The sequence below is a fragment of the Streptosporangium sp. NBC_01469 genome, from assembly GCF_036227305.1.
Taxonomy (GTDB): domain Bacteria; phylum Actinomycetota; class Actinomycetes; order Streptosporangiales; family Streptosporangiaceae; genus Streptosporangium.
Genome location: NZ_CP109465.1, coordinates 3,904,228 through 3,921,249, shown reverse-complemented (window position 1 = coordinate 3,921,249; position 17,022 = coordinate 3,904,228). Strand labels below are relative to the sequence as shown.

Below are 17,022 nucleotides of genomic sequence, written 5' to 3'. Positions count from 1 at the left end.
CTTCTCCGCCCGCGCCCCTGTCGCGGGTGCCCGCATCCCCGCGGGCAGAATCGGCGCCGGGAGGATCGGCCCGCGAGGCCGCCGGGCGTGACGAGCCAGACAAGACGAGACGTTTCGGATCGCAAAATGATACATTCGGGCACGTGAAAACATCGAACCCGGCCCGTCGCAGCGAGCAGTCGCGCCAGGCCATCCTGAGCGCCGCCTTCGACCTGGTCGCCGAGTCCGGATACGCCAGGTTGACGATAGAGGCGATCGCCGCCCGCGCGGGGGTGGGCAAGCAGACGATCTACCGCTGGTGGCCGTCCAAGGGCGCCGTGCTCGTCGACGCCTTCCTCTCCCGGACCTCGGACGAGGAGGGGGGCCTCGCGCTGCCCGACACCGGCGACCTCGGGGCCGACCTGCGCCTCGTGCTCCGGGCCATCGTCGACGAGTACAACGATCCCAGGCTCGACACGATGACCCGGGCGCTGATCGTCGAGTCGCTGAACGATCCCGCGATCAACACCGAGATCACCGCGCGGATCATGGAGCCGCACCTGGAGGCGACCAGGGAGCGGCTGCGCGGCGCCCAGCGGGCGGGGCAGGTGGCCGAGGACGCGGACCTGAGCGTCGCCGTCGAGCTGCTGTACGGCCCCGTCCACCACCGCTGGATGTTGCGTACCGCCCCGCTCACCCACGAGTACGCCGACACGGTCGTGGAGTTCGCCCTCAGGGCCCTGAGGGTGGCGTAGCGGGGTGGCGACCCGGCGGTGACCGGGAGGCGCGGGACAGGACCGAAATTACCGCGCACGCCATCCGCGCGGGACGGGCTCCGGCCCGTGGCGCGTCCTCCGGAGGACCCCTGCCGGGCCGGGCGGGATCCGGGCCGGGACCGGCTCCGGCGCGTGCTCGTCACCGGGCGTCTGAGCACGCACGATGAATCCGCTGAAACCAAATGAAAGTAAAATATCCACCCGTGGAGCGCTCCCTCGTTCCGTTACCCCAGTTCCACGGGCCCGGACGACTTCACGTCACGAAAATCCTACAAAACAGGTGCTTTAGGACAGCGCTAAACGGGTAGCTCGCGCCGTACCATAACTGCGATGCGGGACGTAGTGGAGCAATTACAGCGCTTGGGCATGTCGGGCTACGAGGCCAAGGCGTATGTCACCCTGGTCGGTGCCGGACAGCCTCTCAACGGCTACGAGGTCGCCAAACGGTCGGGCGTGCCGCGCAGCACGGTCTACGAGACCCTCGGCAAGCTGGTGGCCAAGGGCGCGGCCTACGAGCTGCGCGGCTCCGACGACGCCACCGACTACCTGCCGCTGCCCCCGCGATCCCTGCTGGAGCGCATGCGCAGGGAGTTCGACGACTCGATCGAGTCGCTGGAGGTCGCGCTGCCCGCGATCGTGGCGCCGCCCAAGGCCTACCTGATCCACAACCTCAAGGACGCCGGAGCGCTGCTCGACCGGGCCGAGGACGTGGTGGCCGGGGCGCGGGGCGACCTGTTCGTGTCGATCTGGCCCCAGGAGATGGGGCTGCTCTCCCCGCTGATCAAGCGGGCGGTCGAGCGCGGGGTCGAGACCTCGGTGATGCACTTCGGGACGGCGCGGGAGCCCGTCGGGCACCTGTACGAGCACCGCTTCCCCTGCGCCGTCCCCGAGGGCGAGGGGGGCAAGGAGAACCCGGACCACCGGCTGCTCGTCGTCACGGGCGACCGGCGGGAGGCCCTGGTCGGCGGCTTCGCCGGTGGCACCGCGTGGGGCGTCTACACCGAGGACCCTGCCGTCGTCGCGATGGCGGTCGAGTACGTCAGGCAGGACATCGCCCTGCAGATCGTCGCCGACCGGGTCGGGCACGAGGCCATGCGTGAGATCTGGGCGACCGACCCCGAACTCAGGCGTTTCCTCACGGACCGCGACCGCTCGGCCGCCCTGCTGCGTGCCGCCGGGATGCCCGGTCATCGTCCCTACGGTTCCCCCACGCCCCCCGGTGCCCACACCCCCCACGACCACGCCTGATCGATGTTCGCTTTAACGCGGATGTGACATCCTTCGGAGAGATTGTCCCCATATCGATTGTCTCCATCTCGGGGGAAGGCAGGACATGGATAAACCGGTCATCATGACGGTCGACGACGATCCCGGCGTGTCCCGTTCCGTCGCCCGCGACCTGCGGCGCCGCTACGGCCACTCCTATCGCATCGTCCGGGCCGACACAGCGGCCGACGGCATCGCCAGTGTCCGCGAACTGCGGCTGCGGGGCGACGACGTGGCGGCGATCCTCGCCGACTACCGGATGCCCCAGATGAACGGTGTGGAGTTCCTGGAGCAGGCCATGGACCTGTATCCCTACGCGCGCCGCGTGCTGCTGACCGCCTACGCCGACACCGAGGCCGCGATCCAGGCGATCAACGTGGTCGATCTCGACCACTACCTGCTCAAGCCGTGGGACCCGCCGGAGGAGAAGTTCTACCCGGTGCTGGACGCCCAGCTCGACGCCTGGCAGCGGACGGACCGGCGCGAGTCCGACGAGCTGCGGGTGGTGGGCGCGCGCTGGTCGGCCCCGTCGTACGCGGTCAGGGACTTCCTGTCGCGCAACCAGGTGCCCTACCGCTGGATGCTGGCCGACTCCCCCGAGGGCGCCGAGCTGATCGCGGCGGCCGGGGAGAAGGGCACGGGGGGCTGGGAGGCCGTCAGCCCGGCCAGGCTGCCGCTGGTCATCACCGGCGACGGTACGAAGCTCACCGCGCCGAGCCCCTCGGAGCTGGCCCAGGCCGTGGGGCTGTCCACCGCCCCGGCCACCGACTTCTACGACCTGATCGTGATCGGGGGCGGCCCCGGCGGGCTGGGCGCCGCGGTCTACGGCGCCTCCGAGGGACTGCGCACCGTGATGGTCGAGCAGCACGCCTCGGGCGGGCAGGCGGGCCAGAGCTCCAGGATCGAGAACTACCTGGGCTTCCCCGACGGCGTCTCCGGCGCCCAGCTCGCCGACCGGGCGCGGCGCCAGGCCGCGAAGTTCGGCGCCGAGCTGCTCACCGCCCGCACGGTCACCAGCCTGGAGGTCAAGGGCCGGGCCCGGGTGGTCGGCTTCGCCGACGGCGGCACGATCGCCGCGCACACCGTCATCCTGGCCACCGGCGTCTCCTACCGGCGGCTGAACGCCCCCGGCCTCGACGACTTCATCGGCTCCGGCTGCTACTACGGCGCGGCCGTCACCGAGGCGCCCGAGTGCGCGAACCGCGAGGTCTACATCGTCGGCGCCGCCAACTCGGCCGGCCAGGGCGCGGTCTACCTGTCGGGATACGCCAGCAAGGTCCACCTGATCGTCAGGAGCGACGGGCTGGAGAGGACCATGTCGCACTACCTGATCGAGCAGATCTCGCGGATCCCGAACATCGAGGTGCACACCGAGACCGAGGTGGTCGGCGCCGAGGGCGACGGCCACATGGAGCGGATCACGCTGAAGGGTCCCGAGGGCGAGCGCACCGTCGAGGCCGAGTGGCTGTTCGTCTTCATCGGCGCCCAGCCGTTCACCGAGTGGCTCGGCGACACCGTCGAGCGCGACGCGAGAGGCTTCGTCCTCACCGGCCCCGACCTGACCGCCGACGAGAACAGGCCGCGCAACTGGCCGCTCCGGCGGGAGCCGTACCACCTGGAGACCAACGTGCCGGGGGTGTTCGCCGCCGGCGACGTCCGGGCCGACTCGATCAAGCGGGTCGCCTCGGCGGTCGGCGAGGGCGCGATGGCCGTGGCCCTCGTCCACCGCTACCTGGAGAAGACTTGACCGCCCCGGACAAGGTCCCTCGCGGCGCTCACGGAGGAGGTCACATGATCGACATTGAGATGCTCCGCGGGCTGTTCCTCTTCGAGAAGCTCGACGAGGAGAAGCTCCGGTGGCTCGCGAGGTACGGGGACGAGGAGGAGTACGACGCGGGCGAGGCGATCATCAAGCAGGGTGATCCGGCCGACTGCTTCGCCGTGCTCGTCGAGGGCGAGGTGGTGATGATCACCGAGACCACCGCCGGGCCGGTCACCATGACCCCGACCTCGCAGCCCGGCGCCTACGGCGGCGCGGTCCTGGCCTACATGGGCGACCGCGCCCCGGCCACCTACAACCACTCGCTGCGCGCCACCAAGCCGACGCGCATGTTCATGCTCCCGGCCAAAAAGTACGGCATGATCATGGCCGAGTGGTTCCCGATGGCGGTGCACCTGCTCGACGGGGCCCGGATCGGCGGGATGGCCCAGCGGGAGCTCGTCGACCGGCGGCAGCGGCTCACCGCGCTCGGCACGATCACGGCCGGGCTCACCCACGAGCTCAACAACCCGGCCGCGGCGGCCGTACGGGCCGTGGACGACCTGCGGGAGAGGACGAAGACCTCGCGCAGGCGGCTGGCCGCGCTCGCCGAGGACGGTATCGAGCCCCAGCGGCTGCGCGCCCTGATCGACCTGCAGGAGGCGTGCGCCGCCAGCATCGCCGAGGCCCCGGCCCGCTCCCCGCTGGAGATCTCCGACGCCGAGGACGAGCTGGCCGACGCCCTGGAGGAGGCGGGGGTGGAGGACGCCTGGGAGATCGCCCCGCCGCTGGTGGCGGCCGGGTTCAAGGTCGGCAAAATGGACAAGGTCCGCGAGGCGCTGGGCGAGCGCTACCTGGACGGGGCGATGCACTGGCTGTCGGAGGCCATCGAGATCACCCAGATGCTGAACGAGGTGACGGACGCGACCGAGCGGATCTCCTCCCTGATCGCCTCCGCCAAGCAGTACTCCCAGATGGACCGGGCGCCGTACCAGACGGTGAACGTGCGGGAGCTGCTGGACAGCACCCTCACCATGTTCCGCGGCAAGATCCCGCCGGGGATCACCATCGCCACCGACTACGACCCCGAGCTGCCGCCCATCCCCGCCTACGCCGGGGAGCTCAACCAGGTGTGGACCAACCTGATCCACAACGCACTGGACGCGATGGCCGGCACCGGCGTCCTGACCGTCCGCACCCGGCTCGAACACGACACGATCGCGCTGATCGAGATCTGCGACACCGGCCCCGGCGTCCCCGAGGCCCTGCGCGAGCGGATCTTCGAGCCGTTCTTCACCACGAAGGCGGTGGGCGAGGGCACCGGGCTCGGCCTGGACATCTCCTTCCGCATCGTCGCCGGTCGGCACGGCGGCGACCTGCGCGTGGAGTCGGAGCCCGGCGACACCCGCTTCCAGGTGCGTCTCCCCCTGACCGAGGCGGCCGGCCCCACCTGATCACGGGCGTTCAGGAGCCGTGGACGCCGTTGGAGATGTCCATCAGGCGGGCGAGGACGCCGCCCCCGGAGACGCGGACGCCGTCGTGCTGCCACTCGTTGGTCACCCAGGTCCGCACGTTGCCCACCGCCCGCGCGGTGCGCATGGACAGGCCCTCGTCGACGTACATGTCGTCGTAGTAGACGGCGGCGGTCACCGGGACCCGGTTGGCGGCCAGCCGGACGGGATCGTAGAGGGCGGGCCAGTCCGAGGCGGCGGCGAGGATCTCGGCGGCGCCCTTGAAGGGGCGGAGCGCGGCGATCTCGTCGAACATCCAGGGATAGATCATCTCCCCGGTGGGCAGCGTCGGCCCGGCGTCCTCGCGGAACTCCTCGGGCAGCAGCCGGTGCGCGGCCCAGCCGGTGGCGGCGCCCTGGGCGTAGATCGACTCGTGCAGGACCGCGTAGAGCGGGTTGCCGACGAAGCCGGTGGCCATCATGACCTCGTACAGGAACAGGTCGGAGAGCCTGTCGCCGGTCCAGGCCTCCTCCAGCACCCAGTGCAGGTATTCGGCCCCGTCGCTCATGCCCAGGCACATGCCGAGGGTCTGCAGGCGGCGTACGGTCAGCACGTCGCCGTCGGGCAGGGAGACCTCGCGGAGGCGCAGGTGGGCGGCGATCTCGTCCAGGCGCTCCGAGTCTTGCGGGTAGCGGGCGAAGTAGCGGTTCACCTTGTCGCGGACGCGCGGGTAGGTGCGGGAGTAGACGTCGTCGGCGGTGGCGTCGAGCCCGGCCAGGCCACCGGTCACGTAGCAGGCCGCCAGGCCCTCGGGAGCCCGGGAGAGGTAGGTCAGCGTGATGAAACCGCCGTAGCTCTGGCCGAGGGTCTCCCACGGCCGGTCGCCGGAGAGCTCCCGCCGGATCAGCTCGGCGTCGGCCACGATCGAGTCGGCCCGGAAGTGTCCGAGCCGGGCGGCGATCTCGGCGTCCGTGCCGCGCGCGGTCCTCGCGGTGACGGGGGTGCTGCGGCCGGTCCCCCGCTGGTCGAGCAGCAGGACCCGGTGGGTCCGCAGCGCGTGCCCCAGCCACCCGTCGGCGGCGGCCGGGCGTGGCGACTTGCCCCCGGGACCGCCCTGAAGGAAGAGCAACCACGGCAGGTCCTCCCCCCGCCGTGCCGGATCCACCGCCTCGCGGGCGAAGACCTCGATGGTCTCGCCACCGGGGTCGGCGTGGTCGAGGGGAACGGTGAACACGTGGTCGGTGAGCGCCACACCGGGCAGAAGGACAGTCACCCACGGAAAGCTATCGGACCCGCGCGACGTCCCTCCCCCTGACCGCCTCGGTGTCCGGCCGGCATGCCGTACGGTCATGGTCGCCGGTCTCTCACGGACCGCGACGAGGGCCGGTTCCCGGGAGCCGGCTCCTAGGGGTGTTGCGGCAGCCCTCCGACATGGATCGGTACTGTCCGTAACCTGGGAAACGACTCGATAACACCACCTTGACGCAGACGGAGCTTTGCCTCTTAAATTTCAATATGAATTAAGCCTCGAAGTTGAGCAGTCACCACTCCCCGTGAGCGCTCACAAAGCGCGGGAGGGTGACTCGATGCGCAGAGGGCACCGGTGGGCGCTGCCCCGGCGCCCCCGCCACCGATCGTCGTCCCGGCGCTGCTCCGAAGGCGACACATCCGCGTAACCACGCAAGGAGCGATCAAGGGATGACCCAGACCGACGACCGGACCGGCACCGGCCTGGCCCTGTTCCCGCCCGCCTTCCGCTGGGGGGTCGCCACCGCCGCCTACCAGATCGAGGGCGCCACCACGGAGGACGGCCGCACCCCCTCCATCTGGGACACCTTCTCCAGGCTCCCCGGGCGGGTGCACCTCGGCCAGACCGGCGACGTCGCCTGCGACCACTACCACCGCTACGCCGAGGACGTGTCCCTCATGAAGGGCATCGGCGTCGACACCTACCGCTTCTCCGTCTCCTGGCCCCGGATCAAGCCCGACGGCACGGGACCGGTGAACCCGCGCGGCCTCGACTTCTACGACCGGCTGGTGGACACCCTGCTGGCCGTCGGCATCGAGCCCATGACCACGCTGTACCACTGGGATCTGCCGCAGACCCTGGAGGACCGGGGCGGGTGGACCGTACGGGAGACAGCCCACCACTTCGTCGCGTACGCGGAGGCGGTGTACGACCGGCTCGGAGACCGGGTCAAGACCTGGACCACCCTCAACGAGCCGTGGTGCTCGGCCTTCCTCGGGTACGCCACCGGCGACCAGGCGCCCGGCCGCACCGAGCCCGCCTCGGCCTTCCTCGCGACGCACCACCTGCTGCTCGGCCACGGCCTGGCGGCCCGCGCCCTGCGCGCGGCGGGCGCCAGGGAGGTCTCGGTCACGGTCAACCTCACCCCGGTGTCCCCCCGCGACCCGCAGGACCGGCACGACGTCGCGGCGGCCAGGCTCGTCGACGGCCTGCACAACCGGATCTTCCTCGACCCGATCGTGAAGGGCCACTACCCGGCCGACATGCTGGAGCACATGGCCCGCTTCACCGGCCTGGACCACATCCTCGACGGCGACGAGGAGCTCATCGGCGCCCCGATCGACCTTCTGGGGATCAACTACTACGCGCCGACCCACGTCGCGGCGAAGGTGGGCACGCCCTCCTCCGACCGCTTCCCCGGCACCGAGGGCGTCGAGCACCTCGACCCCGGCCTGCCGGTGACCGCCATGGGCTGGCCCGTCGAGGCGGACGGCCTGCGCAGGCTCCTCGTGCGGCTGGCGCGGGACTACCCGTCCACCCCGCTGATGATCACCGAGAACGGCGCGGCCTACACCGACTCCGCCGAGGACGGCAGGGTGGCCGACGCCGAGCGCGTCGACTACCTGCGCACCCACCTGCTCGCCGCCCACCAGGCGATCCAGGAGGGAGTCGACCTGCGCGGCTACCTGGCCTGGTCGCTGCTGGACAACTTCGAGTGGGCGTACGGCTACGACAAGCGGTTCGGGCTGGTCCACGTCGACTACGACACCCAGACGCGCGTCCCCAAGGACAGCGCCCTGTGGTACAGCGGGGTCATCGCCAGGAACGGGATCTGACGAGAGCCCGACACGGATGCCCCCCGCCCTCGGGAAGGGGGCGGGGGCATCCCGTCGGGCGGTCGGCCGTGTTCGGCGATCGCACGATCGGCCACGGGGCTCCGGGGTGGCCCCTCGGGACCGCCGTCCTCACGTCACGCGATGATCGCCAGCAGGTCCGGGTCCACCGGGTGGCGCAGCGGCCGGCCCGCCAGCGCCAGGAGCACCTCGTCCACCGCGCACGCCCCCAGCCTGGCCAGCTCGTTGCCCAGCGCTCCGGCGACGTGCGGGGTGAGGATGACGTTGGGCAGGTCCCACAGCACCGAGTCCGCGGGGGTGACCTCGGGCTCGGTCACGTCGAGCACCGCGGACAGCCTGCCGGTGGCCAGCTCCGCGACCAGCGCCCCCTGGTCCACCAGGGAGCCCCTCGCGGTGTTGATGAGCGTCGCGCCGTCGCGCATCGCGGCCAGGCGGGCCGCGGTGACCATCCCCCGCGTGTCGTCGGTGGCGGGGGCGTGCAGGGAGACGATGTCGGCGGCGGCGAACAGCTCGTCGAGCCCTACCAGGCGGGCGCCGAGCGTCCGCGCGTCCCGGGTGTCCAGGTACGGATCGGCGATCAGCACGTCCAGGTCGAAGGGGGCGAGCAGCTCGGCGACCCTCCTGCCGATCCTGGAAGCCCCGACCAGGCCGACGGTCCTGCCGTAGTTGCCGTACTCACCGTGGTCACCGGCCTCCTGGAACAGGCGGAGGTCCTCCTTCCTGGCCCGGTACTCGCGGGCGAGCGCGAGGACGGACTTGCCGGTGAGCAGGATCATCGCCACGGTGTACTCGGCGACCGGCAGGGCGTTGGCCGAGGCGGCCGAGCTCACCGGGATGCCCCGGTCGAACACTGCCTGGCCGACGTGGCCCTTGACGCTTCCCGCCGCGTGCACGACGGCCCGCAGGCGTGGCGCGTGCCGCAGCACGTGCTCGTCGATGACCGGGCAGCCCCAGCCGGTGACCAGGACCTCCGCCCGCTCCAGACGGGCCCGCGCCTCGCCGGACCCGAACTCGGTGAGCGGCGCCGCCAGGTCGGCCTCGGCGACCGCGCGGAGGCGGTCGCCGACGGCGGCGGGGAACAGGCGGGCCGGCAGCCCCGGATACATCGCCAGCGCCACCGACGGCGGACCGCCGGTCACCGGCCGGCCCAGATCAGGCCGCGCCGGGTGAGCTCGTACACGGTGGGGTGCCGCAGGTCCTCCAGCCGGTGGCCGACCGCGGAGAAGAAGACCTTGCCCCTCCCCCACCGGCGGGTCCAGACGACGGGCATGGGGGTCTCGGGGGAGACGAACCGCGTGCCGGCGAGGACCTCGTTGTGGGCGTCGGTGAGCATCCAGTACTGCTCGGTCTCGACGGTGAAGTCGTCCAGCCCGGCGACGATCGGATGGTCGGCGTGCGCGGGGTCGATCACGACGTCGTAGGTGAGGAAGTCCTCGGGGTGGTGCAGGAAGAGCCCGCCGACCATCCGCAGGTAGTCGTGGCTGCCGTCGAAGGTCGCCACCAGGCCGCCGTGCCAGCCGGCGAAGCCGGTGCCCGCGCGGACCGCGGACACCAGTCCCGCCTCCTGCTCCGGCGTCAGGACGCCGCCCGTCCAGCACTGCACGATCAGGTCGGTCCCGGCCAGCAGCGGCCCGTCGGCGTAGACCTCCAGGTCCTCGGCGACGGTCACCTCGAAGCCCGCGTCGGCCAGCTCGGGGACGAACAGCTCGGTCGCCTCGACGGGGACGTGCCCCTCCCAGCCGCCGCGGACGACCAGCGCCCTCCTCATCGGCGGCCGGCCGGGTCGCTCGCCCAGTCGGGCAGGGTCAGCGGGGTGCGCTGGACCCCGATCCACTGGCGCCTGGTGAAGCCCGGCATCTGGTTCTCCGCCCCGTGGCGGGCGTGCGCGTCGTTGACGTGGACCTCGCCCGCCCGCAGCCGCTCGGCCACGTCCATGCCGCGCATCAGGTCGGCGGTGAACACCGAGTCCATCATCATCGGGTGCCGGTTGGCCAGCTCGACGGCCTCGTCCTCGGAGTCGACGACCGTCACCGGGATGACCGGCCCGAAGATCTCCTCGGTGAACGCGGGCATGTCCGGGGTCACGTCGGCCAGCACGGTGGGGCGGTAGAACAGCCCGTCGTAGGTGCCGCCGGTGACCAGCCGGGCGCCCTTGGCGATCGAAGGCGCGACGATCCGCTCGTGGAGCCGATCTCGCTGGCCCTCGCTGATCAGCGGTCCCAGGTCGGTGTCCGGCGACATCGGGTCGCCCAGGCGCAGTGCCTCGACCCGCCTGGTCACGGCCTCCAGGTAGCGGTCGGCGACCTCGCGGACGACGATGTGCCGGCTGGAGCTGATGCACGTCTGCCCCTGGAACTCCAGCGAGGCGATCATGGCGTGGGACGCGGCCAGCTCGACGTCGGCGTCCTCCAGGACGATGAAGGCGTTGTCGCCGCCGAGCTCCAGCCGGATCGCGCGCAGGTCGGTGGCGGCGGAGGCCGCGATGGCCAGGCCGACCTCGCGGGAGCCGGTGAAGTCCAGCAGGTCCAGCTCCCGGTGGTCGGCCAGCGCCCAGCCGGCCTCGGGACCGTCGCCGGTGACCACGTTGAAGACGCCGGCGGGCAGCCCGACGGCCTCGGCGGCCTCGGCCAGCACGTGGCCGCCGACGAGCGGGGTCAGCTCGGCGGGCTTGAGCACGATGGTGTTGCCGAACGCCAGGCCGGGCGCGACCATCCGCATGGCGAGGTTCATCGGGTAGTTCCACGGGGTGATGACCCCGATGACACCCAGCGGCACCGCGCGCGACAGCGAGAGCTTGCCCGCCTTGTACGGGGGCAGGATGTCCCCGGCGTTCTCGGTCGCCTGGACCGAGGAGATGAGGAGCTGGCGGATGCTCGTGGTCACCTCGTCCTCGGCCTTGGCCCGCACCCCGCCCGTCTCGCGGATGCTCAGCTCGACCAGATCTTCGTAGCGGCTCTGGAGGTGCTCGGCGAGGCCGCGCAGGTATCCGGCCCGATCGGGTGCCGAGAGGGCGGCCCAGGCGGGCTGCGCGGCGCGGGCCGCGTCGACGGCCCGATCGACGTCGGCGGGACCTCCCAGCGCGTACGTGCCGATCCGCGCGCCGGTCGCCTTCTCGTGCACGGGGGCGACCCGTCCCGAGGCGGCGTCCTGGAATGTCCCGTCGATGTACAACCTGCCCACAGCCATCCCCTACTTCATTATTACTCTTAGTACAGAATGCAAAATAAGTGCTGAACAGAGGCGGCGTCAACAGTCGCGGGGACGCCGTGAAAGCGGTCCCGGCGCCTCGCTCCCGAGGTCACGACGGGCGCGGGTCCAGCGCCCCCGGGGCCGGGCGCGCGAGGCCGAGTGCGCGCGAGGCCGGGCGGACGCGAGATCGAGCAGGTCCGAGGCGGGTGGGTACGAGGCGGGTGAGCGCCGAGCCGGGCGCGCCCGAGGCCGAGCGAGCCCGAGGCGTGGTGAACGCGGGGCCGGGCGCGCCCGAGGTCAGGCGGGCGCGTGTCCCGCCGGCGCCGGGGTCGCGACGCGGCCTGCGGGGCGCACCGCGTGGCTGCGCAGCAGGAAGTCCTCGACCACCAGAGTGGCCGCGCCCAGGGCGACCGCCTCGGCGCCGAGCCTGCCCAGCTCGATCGACGCCTGCGAGAAGGGCAGGGGCAGGGAGTATCGGGCGGCGGCGGCGCGGATCTCGGGGAGGAACCTCCGCGCGAGGAGGGACCCGGCCCAGCCGCCGAGGATGACCCGCTCGGGGTTGAAGAGGTTGATGAGGTTGGCCAGCCCGGCCCCCAGGCAGTGGATGGCCTCGTCGAGCGCGGGCCGCGCCAGCGGGTCGGTGAGGAGTTCGGCGAAGACGCTCTCCTCGTCGTCGCCGCCCAGGTCCCTTCCCGCGCCGGCGAGGATCGCCTCGGCGCCGATGTAGGCCTCCAGACAGCCCCGGCTGCCGCACCGGCAGGGGCGCCCGTCGAGAGCGATCTTCGTGTGGCCCCACTCGCCCGCGCCGCTCGCCGTTCCCCGGTAGGTGACGCCGCTGTTGATGATGCTCGCCCCGGCTCCCGTACCGATGAAGGTCATGACCAGGTGCTGGGCGCCCTTGCCCGCGCCGAACCAGAGCTCGGCCTGGCCCGTCGTCTTGACGCCGTTGTCGGCGAAGATCGGGAGCGAGGTGCCCTCCCGGATGAGCGCGCCCAGGGGCACGCCGTCCCAGCCGAACGCACGGGCGTGGATGAGCAGGTCGGCGCCCTGCTCGGCGACTCCGGGGACCCCGAGGCCCATGCCGAGCACCTCGGACTCCGTGGCTCCGGCGTCGGACAGGACCGCCTCGAGACCGTCGAGGATGTGACGGGCCACCACGGCCGGCTCGTGGTGGCTCGGGTCGAGGGCGAACTCCTTCCTCGCCCGCTCCTCCATCGCCAGGTCGTACAGCTCCACGCGGACGCGCGTCTCCCCGACGCCCACCCCGACCACGTACCCGTACGAGGGGTCGACCTTGAGCATGATCCGCGGTCGCCCGCCGTCGGAGTCGACGGAACCCGTCTCCACCACGATGCCGTCCGCGATGAGGTCGCCGATCACGTTGCTGACCGTGGCGGCGCTGAGCCCGGTCAGCTGGGCCAGGTCGTGTCTGCTCAGCTCGCCGGCGAAATACAGCGTCCACAGGACCACGGACCGGTTGCCCTTGCGCACGTCACGAAGGGTCCCCCGTTGTGGACGACTCATGCTTCTCCCCCGGGGAAGTAATTTCAGATGTTAGTACAACTATTCTAGTCACTGCCGGTCCAGGCTTCTCTGTCACGCTCCCACCTGGCCGGGAACGGCCCCCGGGACGCGTGTGAGGCGAGTTTCCCAGGTCGCGCCACGCGTCGCCATGCCCCGCTTTCCCGGGCCGCGCCACGCGTCGCCATGCCCCCGCGGCATGGGCCCCGCAGGCCGGACCCCCTGTCTTCTGGGCCTGGACGGCTCCGGTTGTTAGGCTCGGCCACCAAGCAAGTGCTCAATTCAGGTGGATGCGAGGACGGGCGATGGCGGCAGAGAGTGGGAGCGGAGGTCGGGTGGACACCTACGGGCACTGCGACCCACGGTTCTCGCGGGTACGGGAGGCGTTCGACGCGCACTTCGCCGACGGTGAGGAACTGGGCGCGGCGTTCGCGGTCTTCCTGGACGGCGAACCGGTCGTGGACCTGTGGGGCGGGGTCGCCGACCGCCGCGACGGGCGGGCCTGGAAGCGCGACACCCCCGTGCTGGCGTACTCGTGCACCAAGGCGGTGACCGCGACGGCCGCGCAACTGCTGGCCGAGCGCGGCCTGCTCGACGTCGCCGCCCCGGTCGCGGACGTCTGGCCGGAGTTCGCGCGGCGCGGCAAGGAGCGCGTCACCGTCGAGCAGCTCCTCACCCACCAGGTGGGGCTGCCCGTGATCGAGGAGGAGGTCCCGGTCGAGGAGTTCGAGGACCAGGCCGCCATCGCGGACCGGCTGGCCGGGCAGGAGCCGATCTGGGAGCCTGGCACCGCGCACGGCTACCACGCGCTGACGTACGGGTTCCTGGTCGGCGAGGTGATCCGCAGGGTGTCGGGCAAGTCCGTGAGCGAGATCGTGGCCACCGAGATCTCCGGGCCCCTCGATCTGGAGCTCTGGGTCGGCGCCCCGGACGAGGTGGCGGCGCGGGCGGCGCGGCTGTCCGCCGGGGATCGCCCCAGCCCGCCCGACGAACCCGCGGACCCCTCGGAACCCTCGGGGGCGGAGTTGCCGGGCCAGGGGCCGGGAGACCCGGTCCACGAGATGGCCAGGGCCGCGCTCGACAGGGACAGCCTGATGAACCGGGCCCTGGGCAACCCCCCGATCCACCGGCTGCGGGGCGGCGCCAACAACCCGGTCGTGCTGCGCGCGGGCTGGCCCGCGATGGGCGCCGTCACCACCGCGCGGGGCCTGGCGGGTTTCTACCGTGACCTGGTGGCCGGGCGGATCGTACGCCCGGAGACCCTGCGCACCGCGACGCGCAGGAGGGTGAACGGCCCGGACAGGGTGCTGTTCGTCGACAGCTCCTTCGGCCTGGGCTACATGCGCCCGGCGATGACCTTCCTCACCCCCGCGCGAGGCGCGGAGTCCGCGTTCGGCCACACCGGCATGGGCGGGTCGCTGGGCCTCGGCGACGCCGAGCACGGCCTGGGCATGGCGTACACGATGAACAGGATGGCGGGCGCCGCCTCGGGCGCCCTCCGCGCCTACCGGCTGGCCGAGGCCGTCTACGAGTCCCTCCCCCGGACTCGCGCGGCCCGCTGACCCCGCGTACGCGACCCGATCGGCTATCGATCACGATTTCAACGTCACCCCCCGCAAAAGTTGACCAATCGTGACAACCAACCGCGGGGGTGAGACCGTCGAACAAGTCGACGGCACTCGGAAGGGGACGGGATGGTTCCGGGATACCGCGAGGTTCGAGAGCTCGGCGTCGGCGGGGGCGGGCGCGTGGTGCTGGCCACGTATGCCCCCACCGGCGCCTACGTGGCCATCAAGTACCTCAACGCGACCCTCAAGGACGATCACCGCTTCCTGGCGCGCTTCCGCGCGGAGGCGCGCGTCATGGTGGAGCTGCAGGACCCGAACGTGGTCCAGCTCTACGAGTACTACGAGGACGTGCTCGAGGCCGCGATCGTGATGGAGCTGGTCGACGGGGTCGCGCTCAGGCGGATCCTGTCCGAGCACGGCAGCACGAGCCCGGAGGCGGCGCTGACCGTGCTCAAGGGCTCGCTGCTCGGCCTGGCCTTCGCGCACTCGGCCGGGGTCGTGCATCGCGACTACAAGCCGGAGAACGTGCTGATCCAGGCCGACGGCGGCAGCAAGCTGGCCGACTTCGGCATCGCCGCCCACGTCGGGGAGGCCGGTGGGATCGCCGGCACCCCGGCCTACATGGCTCCCGAGCAGTGGGAGGGGGCGCCGGCGAGCACGGCGACCGACGTCTACGCGGCCACGTGCGTGTTCTTCGAGTGCCTCACGGGGCGCAGGCCCTATCTCGCCGACCACCGCGTCGTGCTGATGCACCGCCACCGGCACGAGCCGATCCCGGTGGAGGAGGTGCCGAGCTCGGTACGCGGGCTGGTCACGCGGGGCATGGCCAAGAATCCGGTGGACCGGCCGCGGAGCGCGCGGGCGTTCCTGGAGGAGCTGGAGGCGGCGGCGCAGGCGGCGTACGGGCCGGAGTGGGAGCAGCGCGGGCGGCGGCACCTGGCCGAGCTCGCCACGCTGCTGGCACTGGCGTTCCCGCTGGCCAAGCCCGCGCCGAAGGCCGGCTCCTCGGTCGCCCAGACGGTGCTCGGCCGGGTGGGGCGGGTGAGGCGGGTGCGCCGCCCCCGGCTGGGCCCCAGGACCCTGGCCGGGCTGGGGGTGATCACCGTCGCGATGACCGCCGGTGTGATCGCGGCCAACCGGCCGCAGGACCGGCTCTCCGCCGACACGATCTTCACCCCGCCGCCCAGTTCCGCGATGATCGAGGAAACCCCAGCGCAGCGGCGGCGGAGCCAGGTGTCGGCGCCGCCGGAGCCCTCCCCCGGCCCTGGCCGCCCCTCGGGGGGCGCCGCCGCCAGGAGGCCCGGCTCCCCCTCGAACGGCGCGAACCCCGGCCAGGTCACCTCGCCCCCCTCACAGGTCCCGTCCTCCACTCGGACGGTGGTCCCCTCATCTCCCTCGACCCCCTCGCCTCCCCCGCCTCCCTCGCCGACCGGTTCGCAGCCGCCGCCCCCGCTGCCCACACGCACCCGGACCCCGGCCCCCACCCGCCCGCCCACGCCGACGCCCGTGCCCACGTCCACCCGCCCGCCGGTGCCCGACCCCACGGGGACGGGGGCACCGGGGTCCGTGCACACGGTCAGCGGACTGAGGGTCGTGGGGATCGACGCGCACGGGACCACGGTCGGCTTCCGGGCCTCCACCACGGGGAACGTCGCGGTGACCGTCACCTTCGCCGAGGGACCCGACCGTGACCGGCTCGTCCGGGCGGCCTCGCGCACCTCCGTGATCGGCGGGCTGAGGACCTACTCCCACACCGTCCCGCACACCTTCACCGCCCCCGCCTGCGGGCAGACCCTCTACCGCCGGGTCACGGTCTCCACCGTGCCGCGTTCCTCGGGCGGGACGGCCGGCCGCACCGAGCGGGTCCGCGGCGAGCCGTGCGCGCCGCCCGCGGTCTCGATCACCTCCTTCGACGGCACCACGGTCGGTTTCCGGGTGAAGACCTCCGGCCCCTCGGCGGTGACCGTGCGGCTCGAGTTCGCCCAGCGGCTCGGGGGCACGCGCGAGACGCCGGGCGGCGGCACGCGGGAGCTGGAGCTGTCCGGCGACACCGAGTACGAGCGGGAGGTGACCGGGGAGTTCGCCGATCCGCCCCGGTGCGGGGGTTACGTCACCCGGCTGGTGACGATCACCACCGTTCCCGAGGGCGACACGCCCTCCCGGGCCGTCCGGATCGACCTACCCTCCTGCGCCCCCGACCCGGGCACCGGCCCGGACTCGGACTCGGACGCGGACGCGGGCCCGGACACCGGCCCTGCCCCGGACACGGGCACGGATCCGGACACGGACCCTGGTCCGCGGGAGCCTCGGAACTCGGAACGGCCCACCGGGGACGAGCCGGGCCTGGTGGACATCGACCTGGGCATCGACCTGGGCGGCATCCTGTGAGGTGACCGGGCCCGCGCCGGCGC

At 72.3% G+C, this 17,022-nt stretch carries 12 protein-coding genes; 7 read left to right on the top strand and 5 right to left on the bottom strand.

The features are described 5' to 3' along the window. Window positions 1-143: 143 nt before the first annotated feature. The 4 genes from OG587_RS17610 (at window position 144) to OG587_RS17595 (ending at window position 5,234) form a co-directional block, all read left to right on the top strand. A complete protein-coding gene (locus tag OG587_RS17610) occupies window positions 144-734 on the top strand; it encodes a TetR/AcrR family transcriptional regulator (protein ID WP_329091599.1) in 591 nt (196 codons plus the stop codon). Between the two features lie 351 nt (window positions 735-1,085). Further along, on the top strand, window positions 1,086-2,003 hold the full coding sequence (locus OG587_RS17605; RefSeq protein ID WP_329091597.1) for a TrmB family transcriptional regulator: 918 nt from the start codon (window positions 1,086-1,088) through the stop codon (window positions 2,001-2,003). 85 nt (window positions 2,004-2,088) lie between these two features. Beyond that, a complete protein-coding gene (locus tag OG587_RS17600; RefSeq protein WP_329091596.1) occupies window positions 2,089-3,768 on the top strand; it encodes an FAD-dependent oxidoreductase in 1,680 nt (559 codons plus the stop codon). Window positions 3,769-3,812: 44 nt separating this feature from the next. Beyond that, entirely contained in the window at window positions 3,813-5,234 is a 1,422-nt protein-coding gene (locus OG587_RS17595) for an ATP-binding protein (protein WP_329091594.1), read from the top strand. 10 nt (window positions 5,235-5,244) lie between these two features. Here the strand turns inward: OG587_RS17595 and OG587_RS17590 are convergent, their stop codons facing one another. Continuing rightward, a complete protein-coding gene (locus tag OG587_RS17590) occupies window positions 5,245-6,504 on the bottom strand; it encodes an alpha/beta fold hydrolase (protein ID WP_329091592.1) in 1,260 nt (419 codons plus the stop codon). A gap of 425 nt (window positions 6,505-6,929) precedes the next feature. Here OG587_RS17590 and OG587_RS17585 point away from each other — a divergent pair, with 425 nt between their 5' ends. Continuing rightward, window positions 6,930-8,315: a GH1 family beta-glucosidase gene (locus OG587_RS17585; RefSeq protein ID WP_329091590.1), complete on the top strand. Its 1,386-nt coding sequence runs from the start codon at window positions 6,930-6,932 to the stop codon at window positions 8,313-8,315. A gap of 134 nt (window positions 8,316-8,449) precedes the next feature. On the opposite strand, the gene OG587_RS17580 is transcribed toward OG587_RS17585, so the two are convergent. The 4 genes from OG587_RS17580 to OG587_RS17565 all read right to left on the bottom strand — a co-directional run bounded on the left by OG587_RS17580 (window position 8,450) and on the right by OG587_RS17565 (window position 13,046). Continuing rightward, a complete protein-coding gene (locus OG587_RS17580) occupies window positions 8,450-9,472 on the bottom strand; it encodes a hydroxyacid dehydrogenase (protein ID WP_329091588.1) in 1,023 nt (340 codons plus the stop codon). After that, window positions 9,469-10,101 (bottom strand): ThuA domain-containing protein, encoded by a 633-nt coding sequence (locus tag OG587_RS17575; RefSeq protein ID WP_329091587.1) that lies wholly within the window; start codon window positions 10,099-10,101, stop codon window positions 9,469-9,471. The genes OG587_RS17580 and OG587_RS17575 overlap by 4 nt, the downstream gene beginning before the upstream one ends. Next, complete coding sequence (locus OG587_RS17570; protein WP_329091585.1) at window positions 10,098-11,513, bottom strand: aldehyde dehydrogenase family protein; 1,416 nt, start codon at window positions 11,511-11,513, stop codon at window positions 10,098-10,100. Before OG587_RS17570 ends, OG587_RS17575 begins: the two co-directional genes overlap by 4 nt. 306 nt (window positions 11,514-11,819) lie before the next feature. After that, complete coding sequence (locus tag OG587_RS17565; protein ID WP_329091583.1) at window positions 11,820-13,046, bottom strand: ROK family transcriptional regulator; 1,227 nt, start codon at window positions 13,044-13,046, stop codon at window positions 11,820-11,822. Between the two features lie 302 nt (window positions 13,047-13,348). Between OG587_RS17565 and OG587_RS17560 the strand changes: the two genes are divergently transcribed. Together OG587_RS17560 and OG587_RS17555 are read left to right on the top strand one after the other, a co-directional pair. Then, on the top strand, window positions 13,349-14,605 hold the full coding sequence (locus tag OG587_RS17560) for a serine hydrolase domain-containing protein (protein WP_329091582.1): 1,257 nt from the start codon (window positions 13,349-13,351) through the stop codon (window positions 14,603-14,605). A gap of 132 nt (window positions 14,606-14,737) precedes the next feature. Further along, on the top strand, window positions 14,738-16,999 hold the full coding sequence (locus OG587_RS17555; RefSeq protein WP_329091581.1) for a serine/threonine-protein kinase: 2,262 nt from the start codon (window positions 14,738-14,740) through the stop codon (window positions 16,997-16,999). Window positions 17,000-17,022: the final 23 nt, after the last annotated feature.